This window comes from uncultured Stenotrophomonas sp., assembly GCF_913778665.1.
Classification (GTDB): Bacteria; Pseudomonadota; Gammaproteobacteria; order Xanthomonadales; family Xanthomonadaceae; genus Stenotrophomonas.
This window is the reverse complement of sequence record NZ_CAJYVQ010000011.1, coordinates 51,134-68,353: the sequence shown is the minus strand read 5'-3', so window position 1 is coordinate 68,353 and position 17,220 is coordinate 51,134. Positions and strand designations below refer to the sequence as shown.

Genomic DNA, 17,220 nt, shown 5'->3' with positions numbered 1-17,220 from the left:
GCCTAGAGCTTCACAAAGCGCTGGATTTTCCGCGCCAGCCAACCACTGAACACCAGCGGCGCATCGAGTGCCGACACGCAGATGCACGGCACGCCCGGTGCCGTCACCGGCTGATGCTCCACATCTTCATCCAGATCCGCCACGTCGCCCGGTGCGAACAGCCCCAGCGCATCGTTGTAGGAACCGCGCAGGATCTGGGTCAGTTCGCTGCGGCCATGGCTGTGCATGGGCAGGCATTTGCCCGGGGCGATCTTCAGCATGATCAGCGAAGGCATCTGCTCGGCGCGGATGCAGTGCACGCCCGGCGCCATCCAGCGCCAGCGCAGGTCGCTGAGCGAGGCGCCGAAATACGGATGCAGCGATGCAGGCAGATGGTCCGGATTGGCTTCAGGCCGCTCCATCGGCACGGGGCGTGCGACCCCAGCCATGGCCATCGGCGCTTCCGTGGCCAGCTGCATCAGCATCGCCTCGCGCAGCTGTTCGCATCGCGCCTCCGCTGCGGGCGGCTGCGTCTGTTCCAGCAGCACCGAGCCGATTGCTTCGGCATCGCGCAGGCGCTCACGACAACGCGGGCACTGCTCCAGATGGGCACCGGCGACGATGCTCAACGGCGCAGGCAGCGCGCCGGCGGCGTAGCTCATCAGGGTGGATTCGTGCAGATGGTGGTGCGGATTCACAGCCCACCTCCCACTTTGGCCTGTAGCTGAAGGAACGCGCGGCGCAGGTGAGACTTGACAGTGCCCAGCGGCATGCCCAGCGCCTCGGCGATCTCACTATGGCTCTTGGCTTCGAAGTAGGACATCCGCACCAACCGGGCCTGCACCGCGGGCAGCTCATTGATGCGCTGCCGCAGACGCGCCTGGTCGGCGAACTGCTCGGCACTGCTGCGCTCGACCACATCGAAGCTGGCGGCGTCCTCCACCGCCCCCTGCACCTGCATCCAGCTACGTTCACGCCGCACGCGATCAATATGCAGATTGCGGGCGATCCGGTAGAGCCAGGTGCTCAGTGCGCCCTGGGCGGGATCGAAATCCTGCGCCCGCAGCCACAGGCGTAGAAGGCACTCCTGCGCCAGTTCTTCGGCCACGGCATCGGGAGCGCCCAAGCCACGCATGTAGACGCACAACCGTGGCATGAAGTGGTCGTAGATGCGCATGAAGCAATCGCGGTCGCGCAGGCGCGCGACCCCCTCCATGTCACCGGCCCAGTTCTTCGGCTCACTGCTGGGCTGCTGGGGACTGGACACGATGCGTGCGCTGTTCAAGCGGAAGGGAGTGCTGGCGGCGTAAGGATACATCTGCGTTCGCGGCGGGCAGGTGAAGGTCTGTCCTCTGTACGGGCGGCGGCGGCAATTGGATGCAGCCTGCCCCTGGCTGCATCCAGGCGGCCGCCTGCGGCGTATGTGCTCTGCCCCCTTCCTTACGGATGAATGCCATGCGTACCGTCTGGCTGCTGCTCTGCCTGCCCCATGCCGCGCTGGCGGCCCCCTGGCTGCGTACCGAGGGTATCGCCAGTTCCGCCCAGGGGCAGACGCTCTATCGCGAAGTGCACTGGCAGCGCGATGCGTCGGAAGGTGCCGAGCGCTGGGTGCTGTACCAGTGCCCGGACGGACGCCCCTTTGCCCGCAAGCACCTGCCGGCCAGCACCGCCCGCCCACAGGCGCGCGGCTATTCTCTGGAAGACCGGCGCAGCGGCCAGCACGCTCAGGTCGAGCTGGCCGGGGACAAGGTACTGATCGACTGGAAGGAAGCGGCCGCCACCTCAGCACTGAAGCGCAGCCTCGATCTGCCACTGGAGGCGGTAATCGACACCGGATTCGACACCGCGGTACGCCTGCACTGGCCCGCGCTGATGCGCGGCGAGCGCATCGCGCTGCCGTTCCTGGTCCCGGGCCGCCAGCGCTTCTACCCGGTGGAGGTCAGCCGCACCGGTCCGCTGCGCTGGCAAGGTATCGATGCCCAGTCGATCGAGGTCAGCCTCGACACCTGGTACGGTGGACTGGCACCACGACTGCGGTTGGTCTACGCCTCGGCCGACCGGCGCCTGCTGGAATTCGCCGGCACCAGCAATCTGCGCGATGCGCGCGGCGCCTACCCACAGGTAACGGTGCGCTTCAGCTCGCCACCGGCGCAGCGGCCGGCCAGCGAAGGGCAACAGGCACAGGTACAACCGCTGGTCGATCGCTGCGCCGTGACGCCAGGGTGAAGAAGAAATTCCCTGCACTGCATGCATCCATTGCACGCCCTGTTGCGTAAAGAGAGATACCAAACCCGCCGAGATCCGCCATGGCCTCTGTCGCGCCCCTCCCCCGCCGCCGCTGGCGCCTGCTGCGCACGCTGCAACGCTGGGTCGATACCGGCGGCGCGTCCGATACGACCGGTGCAGCGCACGGCCGCATCGATTGGCTGCGGGCCGTGCCGTTCGCGCTGATGCATGTGGCCTGCGTCGCTGTGATCTGGGTCGGGATCTCGTGGACGGCAGTGCTTGTGGCGGCCGCGCTCTACGCCGTGCGCATGTTCGCGATCACTGCGTTCTATCACCGCTATTTCTCGCACCGCACCTTCCAGGCCTCGCGGCCAGTGCAGTTCGTGTTCGCCGTCATCGGCGCCGCCAGCGTGCAGCGCGGACCGCTGTGGTGGGCCGCGCATCACCGCCATCATCACCGTCATGCCGATCAGCCGCTGGACCCGCACTCGCCGCGTGAGGGTGGCTTCTGGCGCAGCCACATGGGCTGGTTCCTCACGCGCGAGGCCTTTGCTACCGATCTGTCGCGGGTACCGGACCTTGCCCGCTTCCCGGAACTGCGCTGGCTGGATCGCTTCGATACCGCTGTGCCCGTGCTGCTGGCCGCATCGTTGTATGCGCTTGGCGCAGCGCTGGGGCGCTGGGCGCCGGGCCTGCAGACCACCGGCCCGCAGCTGCTGGTCTGGGGCTTCTTCGTGTCCACCGTGGTCCTGTTCCATGCCACGGTGACCATCAACTCGCTGGCCCACCGCTTCGGCCGCCGCCGTTTTGATACCCGTGACGACAGCCGCAACAATGTCTGGCTGGCGCTACTGACTTTCGGCGAAGGCTGGCACAACAACCATCATTTCTTCCCCGGCACGGTACGCCAGGGTTTCCGCTGGTGGGAGGTCGACCTGACCTGGTACGTGCTGCGGATGATGGCCGCGCTCGGGCTGGTCAAGGCACTCAAGCCCATCCCCGAGTGGGTGATGGCCAAGGCGAAGTACTGACATGCGCATCGCGATCATCGGTTCGGGTATTGCAGGACTGGCCAGCGCTTGGTGGCTGGATGGCCAGAATGAGGTCACCCTGTTCGAGGCCAACGATTATCTCGGCGGTCACACCCATACCCACGAGGTGCAGGTGGACGGTGTCCGCATGGCGGTGGATACCGGCTTCATCGTCTTCAATGACCTGCACTACCCGCTTCTGTCGGCACTGTTCGACGAGCTGGGCGTAGCTTCGCAGCCGACTACGATGAGTTTCTCGATGCATAGCGAACGCAGCGGCGTGGAGTACAACGCCACTTCGCTGGACGGTCTGTTCTGCCAACGACGCAACCTGCTGTCGCCGCGCTTCTGGGGCATGCTGGCCGACCTGCGCCGGTTCTATCGGGATGCGCCGCTGCTGCTGGCCGAAGAGGAAGGCCCGACCTTGGGCCAGTACCTACGCAGCCAACGCTATGGCGAGGCGTTCATCGAGGAGCATCTGCTGCCGATGGCCTCGGCACTGTGGTCCTCGCCCACGGCCACCGTCCAGGCATTTCCTGCGCGCTACCTGGCCCAGTTCATGGCCAACCATCAGATGCTGCAGATGACCGGCCGCGCTCCTTGGCGCGTGGTCAGTGGCGGCTCGGCCCGCTACGTCGATGCACTGCGGCGTCGCTGGCGCGTGCAGGAGCGCCTGCAATGCCCGGCCAGGTCGGTTGAGCGCCTACCCCAAGGCGCGCGCGTGCACAGTGCGGCTGGAGCGGAAGATTTCGACGAGGTCATCCTGGCCTGCCACAGCAACCAGGCGCTGTCTCTACTGGCCGATGCGACGGCGGTCGAACGTGAGGTGCTGGGTGCCATCCGCTACCAGCCCAACGAAGTGGTGCTGCATACCGACGCATCGCTACTGCCGCGCAACCGCAAGGCATGGGCCGCCTGGAACGCGCACGTTCCGCGCGACCCTGCTGCGCCGTGCACGGTCAGCTACTGCATGAACCTGCTGCAGGGCCTTCCCGGCGACACCCCGCTGGTCGTCACGCTCAACCGCAGTGCCGCCATCGACCCCCGCAAGGTATTGCGTACGCTGCACTACGCCCACCCGATACACGACCACGCTGCAGTACGCGCGCAGCAACGCTGGGCCGAGCTGCAGGGGCAGCGCCACACCTGGTTCGCAGGCGCGTACTGGGGCTGGGGTTTCCACGAGGATGGCATCCGCAGTGCCCGCCGCGTGGTCGATGCACTGCAGCTCAGCACTGACAACCGACCGACTCAGCCCTGGCGCGAGGTGGCCGCATGAGCGCCAGTGCTCTCTATTTTGGCCAAGTGATTCATCGTCGCCACCATCCGCATCCGCATGCCTTCCATTATCCCGTCGCGCAGCTGTTACTGGATCTGGACGAACTGGACAGCGTCTTCGAGGGCCGCTGGCTGTGGTCGGTCAACCGTCGCAACCTAGCCGAGTTCCGTCGCAGCGACTACCTGGGCGACCCCGCGCAGCCGCTCGTCGAGGCGGTGCGTGATCATGCCGCCGGCACGCTGGGTTACCGGCCGGCCGGACCGGTGCGCCTGCTGACCCATCTGCGTTATGCCGGACATGTGTTCAATCCGGTCAGTTTCTACTATTGCTACCAGGCCGACGGCAGCACCCTGGACTGCATCGTGGCTGACATCACCAATACGCCCTGGAAAGAGCGCCACGCCTATGTGCTGCCGGCCGCCACCGCTACGCGCGAAGGCGACGCACTGCGCTGGCAGTTCGACAAGTGTTTCCACGTCTCACCTTTCATGGCGATGGACTGCCGCTACGACTGGCGGTTCAACAGCCCCGATCAGGACCTGCGCGTGCACATGCAGGTCTGGCGCGAGGGCCGGCGCCAGTTTGATGCCACCCAGACGATGCAACGACGCCCGTTGGGCGCCCGCGGGCTGGCCCGCGTGCTGGCCTGTTATCCACTGATGACGACCCAGGTCGTGGCCGCCATTCACTGGCATGCGCTGCGGCTGTGGCTGAAGCGCAACCCTGTGCATGACCACCCTTCCCTTGCCGAGAAGCCGCGATGAACCAGATGACCCCCTCGGTGGCCCTGCCCCACCCCGGCACGTTGGACGCCTTCCTGCGCCGCCGCCTGTTGGCCCAGTTGGCCCCGCTGCGCGAAGGCCGGCTCTGCGTGCGCGATGCGCTCGGTGAAGTCTGGCTGGGCCAGGGCAACGGCGCGCTGCAGGTCACGGTCACCATCGATGACCCGGCGTTCTATCGCAAGGTCGCCGCACAAGGCAGTGTCGGCGCCGGCGAGAGCTACATCCACGGCGACTGGCAGTGCGACGACCTGGTGGCGCTGGTGCGGCTGCTGGTACGCAACCGCGATCTGCTGGATGGCATGGAAACCGGTCCGGCACGGGTCGGCGGCTGGCTGCTGCGCGGCTGGAACCGGCTGCGCCGCAACAGCCGCGAAGGGAGCCGGCGCAACATCGCCGCGCACTACGACCTGGGCAACGACTTCTTCGCGCTGTTTCTCTCGGAAGACCTGATGTACTCGTCGGCACTGTTCGCCGACGAAGCGGAGCCACTGGAGTCCGCATCCCGGCGCAAGCTCGACCGCATCTGCCAGCAGCTGCAGCTGAAGCCGGGTGACCGGGTGGTGGAAATCGGTACCGGCTGGGGCGGCTTTGCCGTGCATGCAGCGCGCCACTACGGCTGCCATGTCACCACCACCACCATCTCGGCCGAACAGCATGCCCTGGCCGCCAAGCGCGTGAATGCGGCCGGACTGCAGGACCACATTACCCTGCTGATGCAGGACTACCGCGATCTGCAGGGCCAGTTCGACAAGCTTGTGTCGATCGAGATGATCGAGGCGATCGGCGCCGAATACCTGGACACCTACATGGCCACGCTGCAGCGCCTGTTGAAACCGGACGGCGTGGCCCTGCTGCAGGCGATCACCATCGAGGACCATCGCTACGAGCAGGCCAGGCGCAGCGTCGACTACATTAAGCGCTACGTATTCCCGGGCAGCTTCATTCCCTCGATCAACGCGATCATGGCGGCCAAGACCCGCGCGAGTGACCTGCAGCTGATTGCCCAGCACGACTTCGGCCACTCTTACGCCCTGACCCTGCGCGCATGGCGCCAGCGCTTCATGGCGAAGCTGCCCGAAGTGCGGGCGCAGGGCTTCGACGCGCGCTTCTGCCGGTTGTGGGAGTTCTACCTGGCCTACTGCGAAGGCGGCTTCCTGGAACGCTCGATCGGCGTGTCCCATCTGTTGCTGGCACGCCCCGGTCATCGACCCGCCACCAGCGCCGGGAATGGGCGCTGACATGCCCCGGTTCTGGACCAACCTGCTCGGCAACCAGCTGGTCTGGCTGTGCGCCGTGGCCGGTGCCAGCCGTGGCTGGCAATGGCCCGCGCTGCTGGCGGCGCTGCTGTACATCAGCAGCCAGCTGCTGACCTCGATCCATCCCCGGCTCGACCTTAGGCTGTTGATGCTGGCACTGGCCTGCGCCTGGCTGGTCGATGCGAGTGCCGCCGCCAGTGGCACCGTCCGCTACGCCGCAGCACCACTCGGATGGGCGCCACCGCCGTGGATCATGGCGCTATGGGCGGCGTTCGCGATGACCCTGACCACCTCGATGCGCTTCCTGCAACGCCACCCCGCCTTGCCCTTTTTGTTCGGCCTGCTGCTGGCGCCGCTGGCCTATCTCTCCGCAGCGCGCGGCTTTGCCGCCGTGCAGTTCGCCGCACCGATGTGGCGGGGCCTGCTCGTGCTTGGCGTCGGCTGGAGCGTTGCACTGTCGCTGCTGTGCTGGGCCACACGGCGAGGTGTCCGCGACACCGCCGCGCCGCCCCTCGCCGGAGCATCGCCATGACCAACCTGCTGTGGATCCTGCTGTACGCCGTACTGGTGATGAGCTGGGGATGGGCCTGGCAGCGCCGCCACCGCAACATCGGCGTGGTGGATGTGCTTTGGGCCAAGGGAGTCGGCGCCTCTGCGCTGCTGCTGGCACTGCTGGGCGATGGCGCGGTGATGCCGCGCATTGCGCTGGGTGTGCTCGGCGGCCTGTGGGGCAGTCGGCTGGCATTGCATCTATGGCATCGCGTCCGCCATGAGGAAGAGGACGGGCGCTACCGCTACCTGCGCGACCACTGGCAGGGGCACCAGGGCAAGATCTTCGGCTTCTTCATGGCACAGGCGCTGCTGGTGGTGCTGTTCGCCCTGCCCTTCGTCGCTGTCGCCGCCAACCCGCGCTCCGATGCGGCGATCTGGATCGCTGCTGCTACTGCCGTGTGGCTTCTCAGCGTGGGTGGCGAGGCAGTGGCCGACCGCCAGCTGGCCCGCTTCCGCGCCAACCCGGCCAACAAGGGCCGGACCTGCCGCGACGGGCTCTGGCGCTACTCGCGGCACCCCAACTATTTCTTCGAATGGCTGCACTGGTTCACCTATGTGCTGCTGGCGGTCGGCTCGCCACTGTGGTGGCTGGCCTGGGCTGGGCCGCTGCTGATGTATGTATTCCTGCGCTACCTCAGCGGCATCCCGTTCACCGAAAAGCAGGCCGTGCGCAGTCGCGGTGACGATTACCGCGACTATCAGCGCACCACGCCGATGTTCTTCCCCTGGTTCCCCCGCCCTTCCAAGGAGCATTCCGCATGAACGCGATCCCGTCACAGACCCCCGTGGAAGCGGGCGAAAGCGGGCTGATCGCCTGGGCCGAGCGCGGCTGGATTCCGGATGCAGCGTTGCGCGCCGGCATCCGGCGACTCTGTGCGCAGCGCCTTCACGAGGAAGCCGAAGGCGGCATCGAGGGCCAGTCGGCCCGCTTCAGCCGCCGTATCGCCGAACTGACCCACAGCCCGTTGGCGCTGCACACCGATGCCGCCAACCGCCAGCACTACGAAGTGCCCGCCGCGTTCTTCCAGGCCTGCCTGGGCAAGCAGCTGAAATACAGCAGCTGCTATTACCCGACCGGCAACGAGACGCTGGATCAGGCCGAAGACGCGATGCTGGCCCTATACGGCGAACGTGCCGGGCTGGCCGATGGCCAGCACATCCTGGAACTGGGCTGTGGCTGGGGCTCGCTGACACTGTGGATGGCCGAACGTTACCCGCGCGCGCGGATCACCGCCGTGTCCAACTCGAACAGCCAGCGCCAGCACATCATGGCCCAGTGTGCGGCGCGCGGGCTGCACAACGTCGAGGTACTCACCCGCGATGTCAACCAGCTGGAGTTGCCGCACGCGCAGTTCGACCGCTGCGTTTCAGTGGAAATGTTCGAGCACGTGCGCAACTACCAACGCCTGCTCGGACGCATCGCGCAGTGGTTGAAGCCAGACGGCGCGTTGTTCGTGCATATCTTCGCGCACCGCACGCTCATGTATCCCTTCGAGACCGACGGCGGCGACAACTGGATGGGCCGCCACTTCTTCACCGGCGGCCTGATGCCCGCCGCCGATACCCTGCTGCACTTCCAGCACGACCTGCAGCTGGAGCAGCGGTGGCTGATCGATGGGACTCATTACCAGCGCACCGCCGATCACTGGCTGGCCAACCAGGATGCGGCCCGCGATCGCGTGATGCCGGTGCTGGTTGCCACCTACGGGGCGGCGGCGGCCCGGATCTGGTGGCAGCGCTGGCGGATGTTCTGGATGGCCTGCGCCGAATTGTTCGGTTACGACAACGGCCAACAGTGGCTGGTCGCCCATTACCTGTTCCGCCCTCGCTGAGGTGTGACATGCGCATGTTCTCGCTGCTTCCCCTGCTCGTGGTTGGCCTGTTCGGCGCCGGCTGCAGCGCCAACGACACCCGGCCCCTTCCGCGCCCGCCGTCAGTGGACGTGCCGCGCTTCATGGGCGACTGGTATGTCATCGCCCATATTCCATCCTGGCCGGAACGCGAGGCGTTCGACGCAGTGGAAAGCTATGCACCGAGACCGGACGGGCGCATCCAGACCACCTTCACCTATCGCAAGGGCAGCTTCGATGCCCCGGTGAAGTCCATGCACCCCATCGGCCGCGTCGAGAAGGAAGGCAACGGCGCAGTGTGGGGCATGCAGTTCATCTGGCCGATCCAGGCCGAGTACATCATCGCGTGGCTGGATGATGGCTACACGCAGACCATCGTGGCGCGCAGCAAGCGCGACTATGTCTGGTACATGGCCCGCACGCCACAGGTCTCCGAAGCCGACTATCAGCGGGCCGAGCAGCGCATTGCGGCGATGGGGTACGACGTGAGCAAGTTGCGACGCGTGCCGCAGTCCGTACGCGGTGCGCGCTGACGGGGCCTGGCTGCCTCCAGCCGTGTCCTCGCGGTGTACAGGAAAGTGCCCGCACTGTGCGGGCCTACCGTCGAGGCAAGTTCCGCAGCCACTCCGGTGATGGTCGGCGGTGCAGAGAGGTACCCCGCCAAGACCATCGTTGAGAACGCGATCAACTCGAAGAATCACACCACACTGATCGCCGCCGTCAAGGCGGCAGGCCGGGTGGACGCGCTCAACGGCGCGGACCCGTTCACCGTGTTTGCGCCAACCAAGGCGGCGTTCAACACGCTGCCAGCCGGCGCCGTCGAGACCCTGGTCAAGCCCGAGAACAAGGCGCAGCCGACCAAGATCCTCAGCTACCGCGTGGCGCCCGGCAATTACAGTTCTGCCTGGCTGATGTCCGATGCCAAGAAGCAGGGCGGCACGGCCACGCTCAAGACCGCACCGGGCGAGCCGCCTGTGGGTCGTTGATGCCGAGGGCGGCAAGGCCTCCATCAGCATTGCCAATGTCGGCCAGTCCAACGGCGTGATCCATGTCATCGATACCGTTCTGATGCCGAAGTAACCATTCAACGCCGGACGGGCATTTGATGCCGCGGCCCAGACTCGTGCCCAGCGGCCGTGATGCGTCACGCCAATCAACCTCCGCGGGACCATGCGCGCACCACGATCCCGTCTTACCGCCGGTTCTCAATCCAGCGTGAGCCTTGGAACCCTGCCTTCTTCCTCGGGCCGGATCATGTACGGCATACACGCCACCGTGCTGATGGCACCGCCCCGCACAAGCCGCAGCGAGAATCGAGCAGACCGGCTCATTCATTGCCTACATCAATGCCCATCGTTGTATTCAATATTCAGTGGCGATGGAAACATAAGAATAATCGCAAAAATCGAAGGATTTCGATGCTTGTCGCGACAGCGGCGCCAGAATGGGCACCACGCCTGCGGGCGCCCATTGCCTCCCCGCGCATGAACGGACTCCCTGCACCGCGCCCGCTGCGTCTGGCGCTCCTGGACGACCACGAGATCGCCCGCCGCGGCACCGCACTGCACTTGTCGCGCGACGCACGCTTCAGCATCGTCGCAAGTCACGCGCACAGCGACGACCTCATCAACGACTTGGGGCGGATCGACGTGGATGTCGCCATCATCGACCTGACCTTGGCCTGTGGCGACCGCAGCAGCACGGAGCTGATTCCGTTGCTGCGCGGCAACTTCCCGCATCTCGCGCTGCTTGCCTTCGCCACACTATCGCCCAACACAAACATTCCTCACCTGCTTGCAGCGGGAATCCGCGGCCTGGTCAGCAAGGCCGAGCCGCTGCCAATGCTGTCCGAGGCGATCGTACAGGCCTCGCGTGGCCAGACCCGGCTGCCACCCGACCGCACGCAGCCGGCAAGCAGCAATGACCTCAGCCGCAATGAGCGCGAGGTCCTGCAACTGGTGCTGGAAGGCCTCACCGTTTCCGAGATCGCATTGCGCCGCCACCGCAGCGTGAAGACCATCAGCACCCAGAAGGTGGCCGCACTGCGCAAGCTGGGCCTGCGCAACGATGCCGAGATCTATGCCATGCGCCGGCAACTGGCGGCACCATGAGGCGGCGCCGCCTGCGCGCCTCCCAGCCCCTGCTGCTGGCCCTCCTGCTGGTGCCCGCCGCCGCGGCCGAGGACACGCAATTGCTGGCATGGCGGCCCGGCAGTGTGGTCCGCGTAGCCACCGCCCCCTCCCTGCGGCCCGTGCCCGCAGCGCTTGCCGACGCCACGCCCACCCTCGCCCATGGCTACGCCGCGCTGGTCACCAGTCATTCCCGGCTGATCTTCAGGGAGCAGGCCTATCCCAGTACCGCTGCATCCATCGCCGCAGTGTGCCGCAACGAGGCCGACCTGACCGTGGTGGTGGGTATTACCCATCATCTACAGCCAGCCTGCCCCAACCTGCTGGCATCGCGGCGTTTCCGCAACGGCAAGACGATGGTGGCTGGGCGCGCCAGCGACCCCCTGCCGCACAGCCTCGCAGCACTGAAGAGCCGGAGGCTGGCCGTGGTCGAGGGCGGCCCCTACGCAGACTGGCTGGCCGTGCATCACCCCGATGTGCAGAAACTGCTGGTGCCCGACCGCCATGCCGCGCTGGCTGCCGTCGCCTCCGGCGTTGCCGACGCGACGCTTGGCGTGGAGACCACGCTGCAGCCGATCATCCGTCGGCATTTCGCGGACAACCTGCAGATGCAGCCGCTCGACACCGACTTCTCCTCCGACCTGTACCTGCTGGTGCGCAGCGAAGATGCGCAGCTTCTGGCTCGCATCGAGCAGGCGCTGCAGGACATCACACTGGAGCAACATGCAGACCTGTTGCAGCTCTGGTCCCAGCAGATGCTGCCCACCTCCGTCGAACGTGCGCTGGACTGGATGCGCGCGCCGCCGCCATATTGGCTGGTGGCCTTGGCTGCGGCACTCGGCGGCCTGCCACTGCTGTGGCACGCACTGCGCCCGCGCCTTGGACGGGGCGAGCGCAGTCGCGCCCGCGCGATGGGCATGATCAGTCATGAGGTGCGTAATTCGACGCAGGCGATCCTTGCATCACTCGACCTGCTCGGACAATCGCCCCTCGATCCAGGCCAGCGCACCCTGCTCGCCGCCGCCCACGCAGCGGGCAACGCATTGCGCAGCCTGCTGGGCCGCTCGCTGGATTTCTCACGCCTCGCCAGCGGCGGTTTCAGGCCACGGGTGCGCGCATGCGACGTCGCTTCGCTCTGCCAACAGGCACTGGACGCGATTCGCCCGCAAGCGCAGGCCAAGAGGCTGCACCTGCTGTTTGACTACACGCCGCAACCCGCGCCGATGGTGATGCTGGACCCCGAGGCGCTGCGCCAGATCATCGACAATCTGCTCGGCAACGCGGTGAAGTTCACCGACCTTGGCGGCATCGACCTGCGCCTGCACCTGGCACCAGCCGATGATCCACAGGAACTGCTGCTGGATGTGATCGACAGCGGCATCGGCATCAGCGCCAAACAGGCCGCGCGGCTGTTCCAGCCGTTCCAGCAGGCGGACGGAAGCCAGGCGCGTGGCGGCAGTGGACTCGGCCTGGCGATCGCCCGCGAACTGGCCAGCGCGATGGGCGGCAACCTGACCTTGCATAGCGTGCATGGGCGCGGCACCCGCTTCACCCTGCGCCTGCCGGTTCGAATCAGTGGAAGCGACGTCATGCCGGTACCGACCGGATCAGCCGGCACGCCACTGGACGGGCTCGACCTGCTGCTGGTCGAGGACCACCCGCTCAACCGCCGGATCATTGCCGAGCAACTCTGCCAACTCGGGGCGCAGGTGCACGCAGTGGGCGATGCCGCCGGCGCACTGGCTGAGCAGGCACGGCACGCGCGCCGCGCCGTACTGATCGATATCGGCCTGCAGGACATGGACGGCTATGCGCTGGCGAAGGGGCTGCGCGAGCAGTCCGATGTTCCCTTGCGATTGATTGCACTCTCGGCCCGGGAGGGGCGCGGGCATGTTGCGCGCTGCCGTGAGGCCGGATTTGACGCCGTTCTGGGCAAGCCACTGCAGGCGACGCAACTGCTGCAGGCGCTGGGCGTGGCAACGGACGAAGCGCCCGCGTCGATCGACAGCGTTGTTGCGCTGGATCGTGGCTACCTTGCCGAGATCAACCGCGAACTGCTCGACGTCGCGCAGGCCACGAACGCGCGCGATGCAAGCGCCCTGCGCCATCACGCCCACCGGCTGCAGGGCGCGTTGCAGATCTGCGGCGCGGCCGGACAGGCCGACATCGCCGCTGATCTATGGGAACTGGGGCATGACCCCGAGCCCGACTGGAACGATGCGCAGCGCCTGTTGCAGGTGCTGCGCAGCTGGCATGACTCCCGCCTCGCGGAAGGCATGCCCTGAGCCTGATCAAGCCGCCAGGCGCTCGACCTGGCGACGGGTCAGGTCGTTGAAGCGACCCAGCGACATCAGGTGCTGGTGGATCAGTGCCAGCCAGCCGCTGCGGTGCCACTCGACCACGGTCGCCTCCGGCAGCGCGACGAACTTCTCCACGTCCACGACCTGGAAGCCATTGAGGTTGAACTCGCGGCCATCCGGGGTGCGCACGGTGGCGTTGCGCTCGACCAGCAGGCCGTTGTCGATCAGGGCCTTGGAGAAGGCCTGGGTCTGTTCGTGCTCACGGGTGTACTGGCCGCAGAACTCCAGGGCCTGCTGCACCATCTCGGTGGCCTTGCCGTCGACGAACAACGGCTGGCCTTCGTCACCGCCCTTGACCACGCGCGCGCTTTCCTCGTCGATGCCCAGCAGGAAATCGTTGTCCGAGCCGGTATCGATGAAGATGAAGGGGTGGCGACGCAGGTAGGCCGGGATATAGGCCTCGTCTTCCCACAGGCCATCCTTGATGAACAGGTTCTGGTCGGACACGCCAACGGCCGCCATCGGCACTGCGGTCGGGCCGGCGAACAGAATCGGGAAGTGGTGCAGGGCCAGCGAGAACTCGCCCAGCACCAGCGGGATGGCGTTATTGCCGGCGGCAAACTCGAGCCTGCCGGGCAGGATGCGCAGGTCGGCGTGCACATCGGCCTGCAGCGGCACCGGACGGGTGTAGAACAGGGGAGCGCCGCTCGGCGCCGCTTCGGTGGTGGTGTCGCTGGTGGTGGTCATCTTGGGAACCGTTCGATCATGCGCGCCTGCCATCCCGGGCGCGCCAGCGGGAACAACCTGAATCCCGCATTATCAACAAGCTCGATGACAACGGCCACCCCAAGGCCGGCCTATTTCAGCTGCAGGGGGTAGCGCTGCCAGAGTACGTGCACCAGAAAACCCGCCAGTTCGGTATCGCGGGCGCTGACTGCCGCGCGGATCTTGTCCAGCAGCACCATGTCCGAGCAGGAGCGCACATCGGCGTGGTTGGCCTGCCCCGCCCTGCGCGCACGGTAACGAGCCGCACGCTGCGCATCACTCATTGCGTACCCGAACTTGGGCGGACGACCGCGCTTGCGCGGCAGGGTCAGCTCCAGGGTTCCGGGGTCTTTGTCATCACGCATGAGAGGGGTGCGGGCGGCGGCGAGCAACGGGGGGTGCGCAATTTATCGTGAGGCATCACTTTAATCCAGCTTTTTTCGCAGTTTTGTTGCGGTGCAGTGCAACATTTCCGTGCCCCGCGACGAATTCATCCACGCATGGTGTGGCGCTACTGCAGACCCACACCGATACGCAAGCCCATCCGCACCCAGCGAATCCTCGCCAGGGACGGATGGAGAACGTCGCCAGCACCCACAAAAAAAGGGGAGCCCGCGAACGGGCTCCCCTCGCCTTCCTCATGCAACCCGCACCGGCTCGTACCCATGCAGGTGCGCTTCGCTGCTGGCCCGACCCTGGCTGAGCGATCGCAGCGAGGTGGTGTAACCCACCAACTGCGCCAACGGCGCAAAGCCACTGACTTCGGCGCGACCGTCCTGGTCCTCGATGCGGGCAATACGGCCGTGGCGACGGTTGAGGTCGCCCACCACATCACCCACCGACGCCGACGGCGAATGCACCGTCACCGCCATCACCGGCTCCAGCAGCTGCGTGCCACCTTCGGCAAGCGCCGCCTTGACCGCCTCGGCGCCAGCGCGATGGAACGCCATCTCCGAAGAGTCCCTGGCATGGGTCTGGCCATCGACCAGGCTGACCTCGATGCCGACCACCGGATGCCCTTTCGGGCCTTCCGACAGCGCGGCACGCACGCCCTTCTCCACCGCCGTGATGAAGTTGCGCGGCACCACGCCACCGACGATGCGGTCGTTGAACACCACCTGATCGTCGTCCCGCGGCGCCAGATCCAGCACGACGTGCGCGAACTGACCCTGGCCGCCGGTCTGCTTGACCAGCCGCCCGACCACGCCGGACATCGCGTGGATCGGTGTCTCCTGGTAGGCAACGCGCGGCGCACCCACGCCCACATCGACCTTCCACTCGCTGCGCAGGCGCTCGACCATCACCTCCAGGTGGAGCTCGCCCATGCCCCAGACCAGGGTCTCCGCCGTGTCGCGGTCGGTTTCGACGCGGAACGAGGGATCCTCCTGGGCCAGGCTGGCCAAGCCCTGCGCGATCCTGATCAGGTCGGCCGCACGCGCCGGCTCCAAGCGCCACGCCAATACCGGCGTCTGCGCCTGGATGTTCTCCAGGCGCAGCGGCTGTGCACGGCCGCTCAGCGTTTCACCGCTCACCGCATCCTTCCAGCCCAGCACCGCCACGATGTCACCGGCCGCCGCCTGTTCGATGTCGTAGGTCTGGTCGGCCTGCACCCGCACCAGCCGGCTGACACGCCGGCCCTGCGGATGCTGCGAGCTGGCTACGGCGTCGCCCACCTTCAAGCTGCCGGAGTACAGCCGCACGAAGCTCAGCGCGCCGTGCTGCTGGTGGGTGATCTTGAACAGCAGGCCTGCCAGCGGGCCATCCGGGTCCGGCGGCAGCACCACCTCGCCGTGCTCGCTTTCAGCAGTCACGGCAGGCCGGTCCAGCGGCGAAGGCAGGTAATCGACCACGGCATCCAGCAGCGTCTCGATGCCCTTGTCCTTGAACGCAGCACCGGCCAGTACCGGCACGCCCGCACCCGCCAGCGTCGCCCGGCGGATCGCCGCGCGCAGCTGTTCGGCATCGATCACGCGCCCTTCCAGCCAGGCATCGGCCAGCAGCTCATCGTGATCGGCCACGGCTTCGACCAGTGCATCGCGCTGCGGTTGCCACTGTGCACGTGCGGCGGCGTCCCACCCGGTTGCGATCGTCGCTGCACCGTCGTGCCACTGCAGCACACGCTCATCGACCAGATCGACCCAGCCGTTGAATGCGCTTTCGCTGCCCAGTGGTACACCCAGCGCCCACGGGCGTGCCTGCAGTTTGTCTTGCAGTTGCTCCAGCACGCGCTCGAAGGAGGCACCCATGCGATCCATCTTGTTGACGAATGCAATCAACGGCACGCGATGGCGTCGCGCCTGCCGCCACACCGTCTCCGACTGCGGCTGCACACCGTCCACCGCCGAGAATACGGCCACGGCGCCGTCGAGCACGCGCAGCGAGCGCTCGACTTCAATGGCGAAGTCGATGTGGCCCGGGGTATCGATCAGGGTCAGTCGATGTGGCGGCAGATCGCGCGGCGCCCACTGCGCCTGCACGGCGGCAGCGCCAATGGTGATGCCGCGTTCGCGCTCGATCGCCGAGAAATCGGTGGTCGCGTTGCCATCGTGCACTTCACCGACGCGATGGATTTCGCCGCTTTTCCACAGCAGGCGTTCGGTCAGCGTGGTCTTGCCGGCGTCAATGTGGGCAATGATGCCAAGGTTGCGACGATGGGAAAGGACTTGGGTGTTCATGAAGAGATTCCTGCAAAGCCAACTTCAGGGGCCGCGCACCCCGGTTGGCGACAGGGCGCGCGGCTAGCGTTCGGTCTCGGCGATCTGGTGCATGGCACGTTCTCCTTGGCTACTGGGTAGAGTCGGGTCGGTAGAGACGAATGTCAGTCGACTTCCGGGAAAGCAGAAACGAAAAGAGCGCCCCGGAGGGCGCTCTGTCGAAGGTCCAGCGATGGCCGCTTCAGCGGCCTCGTGGGGCTCCAGGCAGACACGCCCGTTCCGCGCTTGCGCGGGTCAGGGTGAAAAACTTCAGGAGCGGCATCCGGTTCATGGGGTGCATTCTAGACCTGCCAATCTGGCGCGCAAGTGGATATTGCACACATAAATGGAACGATGCGGCCGGCAGCGCTGGTGACA

16 protein-coding genes and 1 pseudogene are annotated in these 17,220 nt (G+C 66.5%); 12 read left to right on the top strand and 5 right to left on the bottom strand.

The features are described 5' to 3' along the window. Positions 1-2: 2 nt before the first annotated feature. Positions 3-677 carry a ChrR family anti-sigma-E factor gene (locus tag QZ853_RS15480; protein ID WP_295575010.1) on the bottom strand — a complete coding sequence of 225 codons (675 nt, stop codon included), beginning with the start codon at positions 675-677 and terminating at the stop codon, positions 3-5. After that, a complete protein-coding gene (locus QZ853_RS15475) occupies positions 674-1,297 on the bottom strand; it encodes a sigma-70 family RNA polymerase sigma factor (protein ID WP_295575008.1) in 624 nt (207 codons plus the stop codon). The genes QZ853_RS15480 and QZ853_RS15475 overlap by 4 nt, the downstream gene beginning before the upstream one ends. Before the next feature lie 137 nt (positions 1,298-1,434). On the opposite strand from QZ853_RS15475, the gene QZ853_RS15470 reads away from it, so the two are divergent. From QZ853_RS15470 to QZ853_RS15415, 12 genes and pseudogenes are all read left to right on the top strand, one after another. Further along, entirely contained in the window at positions 1,435-2,205 is a 771-nt protein-coding gene (locus QZ853_RS15470; RefSeq protein ID WP_295575006.1) for a hypothetical protein, read from the top strand. A gap of 80 nt (positions 2,206-2,285) precedes the next feature. After that, positions 2,286-3,236: a fatty acid desaturase gene (locus tag QZ853_RS15465; protein WP_295575003.1), complete on the top strand. Its 951-nt coding sequence runs from the start codon at positions 2,286-2,288 to the stop codon at positions 3,234-3,236. 1 nt (position 3,237) lies between these two features. Beyond that, positions 3,238-4,515 (top strand): FAD-dependent oxidoreductase, encoded by a 1,278-nt coding sequence (locus QZ853_RS15460; RefSeq protein ID WP_295575000.1) that lies wholly within the window; start codon positions 3,238-3,240, stop codon positions 4,513-4,515. Then, the gene (locus QZ853_RS15455; RefSeq protein ID WP_295574997.1) at positions 4,512-5,279 is read left to right on the top strand and encodes a DUF1365 domain-containing protein; all 768 of its coding nucleotides are present in this window, start codon (positions 4,512-4,514) and stop codon (positions 5,277-5,279) included. Before QZ853_RS15460 ends, QZ853_RS15455 begins: the two co-directional genes overlap by 4 nt. Continuing rightward, the gene (locus QZ853_RS15450) at positions 5,276-6,535 is read left to right on the top strand and encodes a cyclopropane-fatty-acyl-phospholipid synthase family protein (protein ID WP_295574994.1); all 1,260 of its coding nucleotides are present in this window, start codon (positions 5,276-5,278) and stop codon (positions 6,533-6,535) included. Before QZ853_RS15455 ends, QZ853_RS15450 begins: the two co-directional genes overlap by 4 nt. A gap of 1 nt (position 6,536) precedes the next feature. Beyond that, positions 6,537-7,085, top strand: coding sequence for a DUF2878 domain-containing protein (locus QZ853_RS15445; protein ID WP_295574991.1), 549 nt, complete (start codon positions 6,537-6,539; stop codon positions 7,083-7,085). Continuing rightward, positions 7,082-7,867: a DUF1295 domain-containing protein gene (locus QZ853_RS15440; protein WP_295574988.1), complete on the top strand. Its 786-nt coding sequence runs from the start codon at positions 7,082-7,084 to the stop codon at positions 7,865-7,867. Before QZ853_RS15445 ends, QZ853_RS15440 begins: the two co-directional genes overlap by 4 nt. Beyond that, positions 7,864-8,937: a cyclopropane-fatty-acyl-phospholipid synthase family protein gene (locus tag QZ853_RS15435; protein ID WP_295574986.1), complete on the top strand. Its 1,074-nt coding sequence runs from the start codon at positions 7,864-7,866 to the stop codon at positions 8,935-8,937. Before QZ853_RS15440 ends, QZ853_RS15435 begins: the two co-directional genes overlap by 4 nt. 8 nt (positions 8,938-8,945) lie before the next feature. Continuing rightward, entirely contained in the window at positions 8,946-9,488 is a 543-nt protein-coding gene (locus QZ853_RS15430) for a lipocalin family protein (protein WP_295574983.1), read from the top strand. A 99-nt stretch (positions 9,489-9,587) separates the two neighbouring features. Beyond that, a pseudogene (locus QZ853_RS15425) lies at positions 9,588-10,035 on the top strand (fasciclin domain-containing protein). A 404-nt stretch (positions 10,036-10,439) separates the two neighbouring features. Then, a complete protein-coding gene (locus QZ853_RS15420) occupies positions 10,440-11,066 on the top strand; it encodes a response regulator transcription factor (protein ID WP_295576261.1) in 627 nt (208 codons plus the stop codon). Then, a complete protein-coding gene (locus tag QZ853_RS15415) occupies positions 11,063-13,369 on the top strand; it encodes an ATP-binding protein (RefSeq protein ID WP_295574980.1) in 2,307 nt (768 codons plus the stop codon). The genes QZ853_RS15420 and QZ853_RS15415 overlap by 4 nt, the downstream gene beginning before the upstream one ends. Positions 13,370-13,375: 6 nt before the next feature. Here QZ853_RS15415 and QZ853_RS15410 read toward each other — a convergent pair whose 3' ends face one another. The 3 genes from QZ853_RS15410 to fusA all read right to left on the bottom strand — a co-directional run bounded on the left by QZ853_RS15410 (position 13,376) and on the right by fusA (position 16,824). Further along, entirely contained in the window at positions 13,376-14,131 is a 756-nt protein-coding gene (locus QZ853_RS15410; RefSeq protein WP_295574978.1) for a SapC family protein, read from the bottom strand. A 110-nt stretch (positions 14,132-14,241) separates the two neighbouring features. Then, complete coding sequence (locus QZ853_RS15405; protein ID WP_005409616.1) at positions 14,242-14,514, bottom strand: hypothetical protein; 273 nt, start codon at positions 14,512-14,514, stop codon at positions 14,242-14,244. Positions 14,515-14,787: 273 nt separating this feature from the next. Beyond that, positions 14,788-16,824 carry an elongation factor G gene (gene fusA, locus QZ853_RS15400; protein ID WP_295574976.1) on the bottom strand — a complete coding sequence of 679 codons (2,037 nt, stop codon included), beginning with the start codon at positions 16,822-16,824 and terminating at the stop codon, positions 14,788-14,790. Positions 16,825-17,220: the final 396 nt, after the last annotated feature.

Bases quoted from the DNA above. Each gene is read 5' to 3' on its own strand.
- QZ853_RS15475 (WP_295575008.1), bottom strand. From the start codon at position 1,297: ATGTATCCTTACGCCGCCAGCACTCCCTTCCGCTTGAACAGCGCACGC.
- QZ853_RS15470 (WP_295575006.1), top strand. From the start codon at position 1,435: ATGCGTACCGTCTGGCTGCTGCTCTGCCTGCCCCATGCCGCGCTGGCG.
- QZ853_RS15465 (WP_295575003.1), top strand. From the start codon at position 2,286: ATGGCCTCTGTCGCGCCCCTCCCCCGCCGCCGCTGGCGCCTGCTGCGC.
- QZ853_RS15460 (WP_295575000.1), top strand. From the start codon at position 3,238: ATGCGCATCGCGATCATCGGTTCGGGTATTGCAGGACTGGCCAGCGCT.
- QZ853_RS15455 (WP_295574997.1), top strand. From the start codon at position 4,512: ATGAGCGCCAGTGCTCTCTATTTTGGCCAAGTGATTCATCGTCGCCAC.
- QZ853_RS15450 (WP_295574994.1), top strand. From the start codon at position 5,276: ATGAACCAGATGACCCCCTCGGTGGCCCTGCCCCACCCCGGCACGTTG.
- QZ853_RS15445 (WP_295574991.1), top strand. From the start codon at position 6,537: ATGCCCCGGTTCTGGACCAACCTGCTCGGCAACCAGCTGGTCTGGCTG.
- QZ853_RS15440 (WP_295574988.1), top strand. From the start codon at position 7,082: ATGACCAACCTGCTGTGGATCCTGCTGTACGCCGTACTGGTGATGAGC.
- QZ853_RS15435 (WP_295574986.1), top strand. From the start codon at position 7,864: ATGAACGCGATCCCGTCACAGACCCCCGTGGAAGCGGGCGAAAGCGGG.
- QZ853_RS15430 (WP_295574983.1), top strand. From the start codon at position 8,946: ATGCGCATGTTCTCGCTGCTTCCCCTGCTCGTGGTTGGCCTGTTCGGC.
- QZ853_RS15420 (WP_295576261.1), top strand. From the start codon at position 10,440: ATGAACGGACTCCCTGCACCGCGCCCGCTGCGTCTGGCGCTCCTGGAC.
- QZ853_RS15415 (WP_295574980.1), top strand. From the start codon at position 11,063: ATGAGGCGGCGCCGCCTGCGCGCCTCCCAGCCCCTGCTGCTGGCCCTC.
- QZ853_RS15410 (WP_295574978.1), bottom strand. From the start codon at position 14,131: ATGACCACCACCAGCGACACCACCACCGAAGCGGCGCCGAGCGGCGCT.
- QZ853_RS15405 (WP_005409616.1), bottom strand. From the start codon at position 14,514: ATGCGTGATGACAAAGACCCCGGAACCCTGGAGCTGACCCTGCCGCGC.
- fusA (WP_295574976.1), bottom strand. From the start codon at position 16,824: ATGAACACCCAAGTCCTTTCCCATCGTCGCAACCTTGGCATCATTGCC.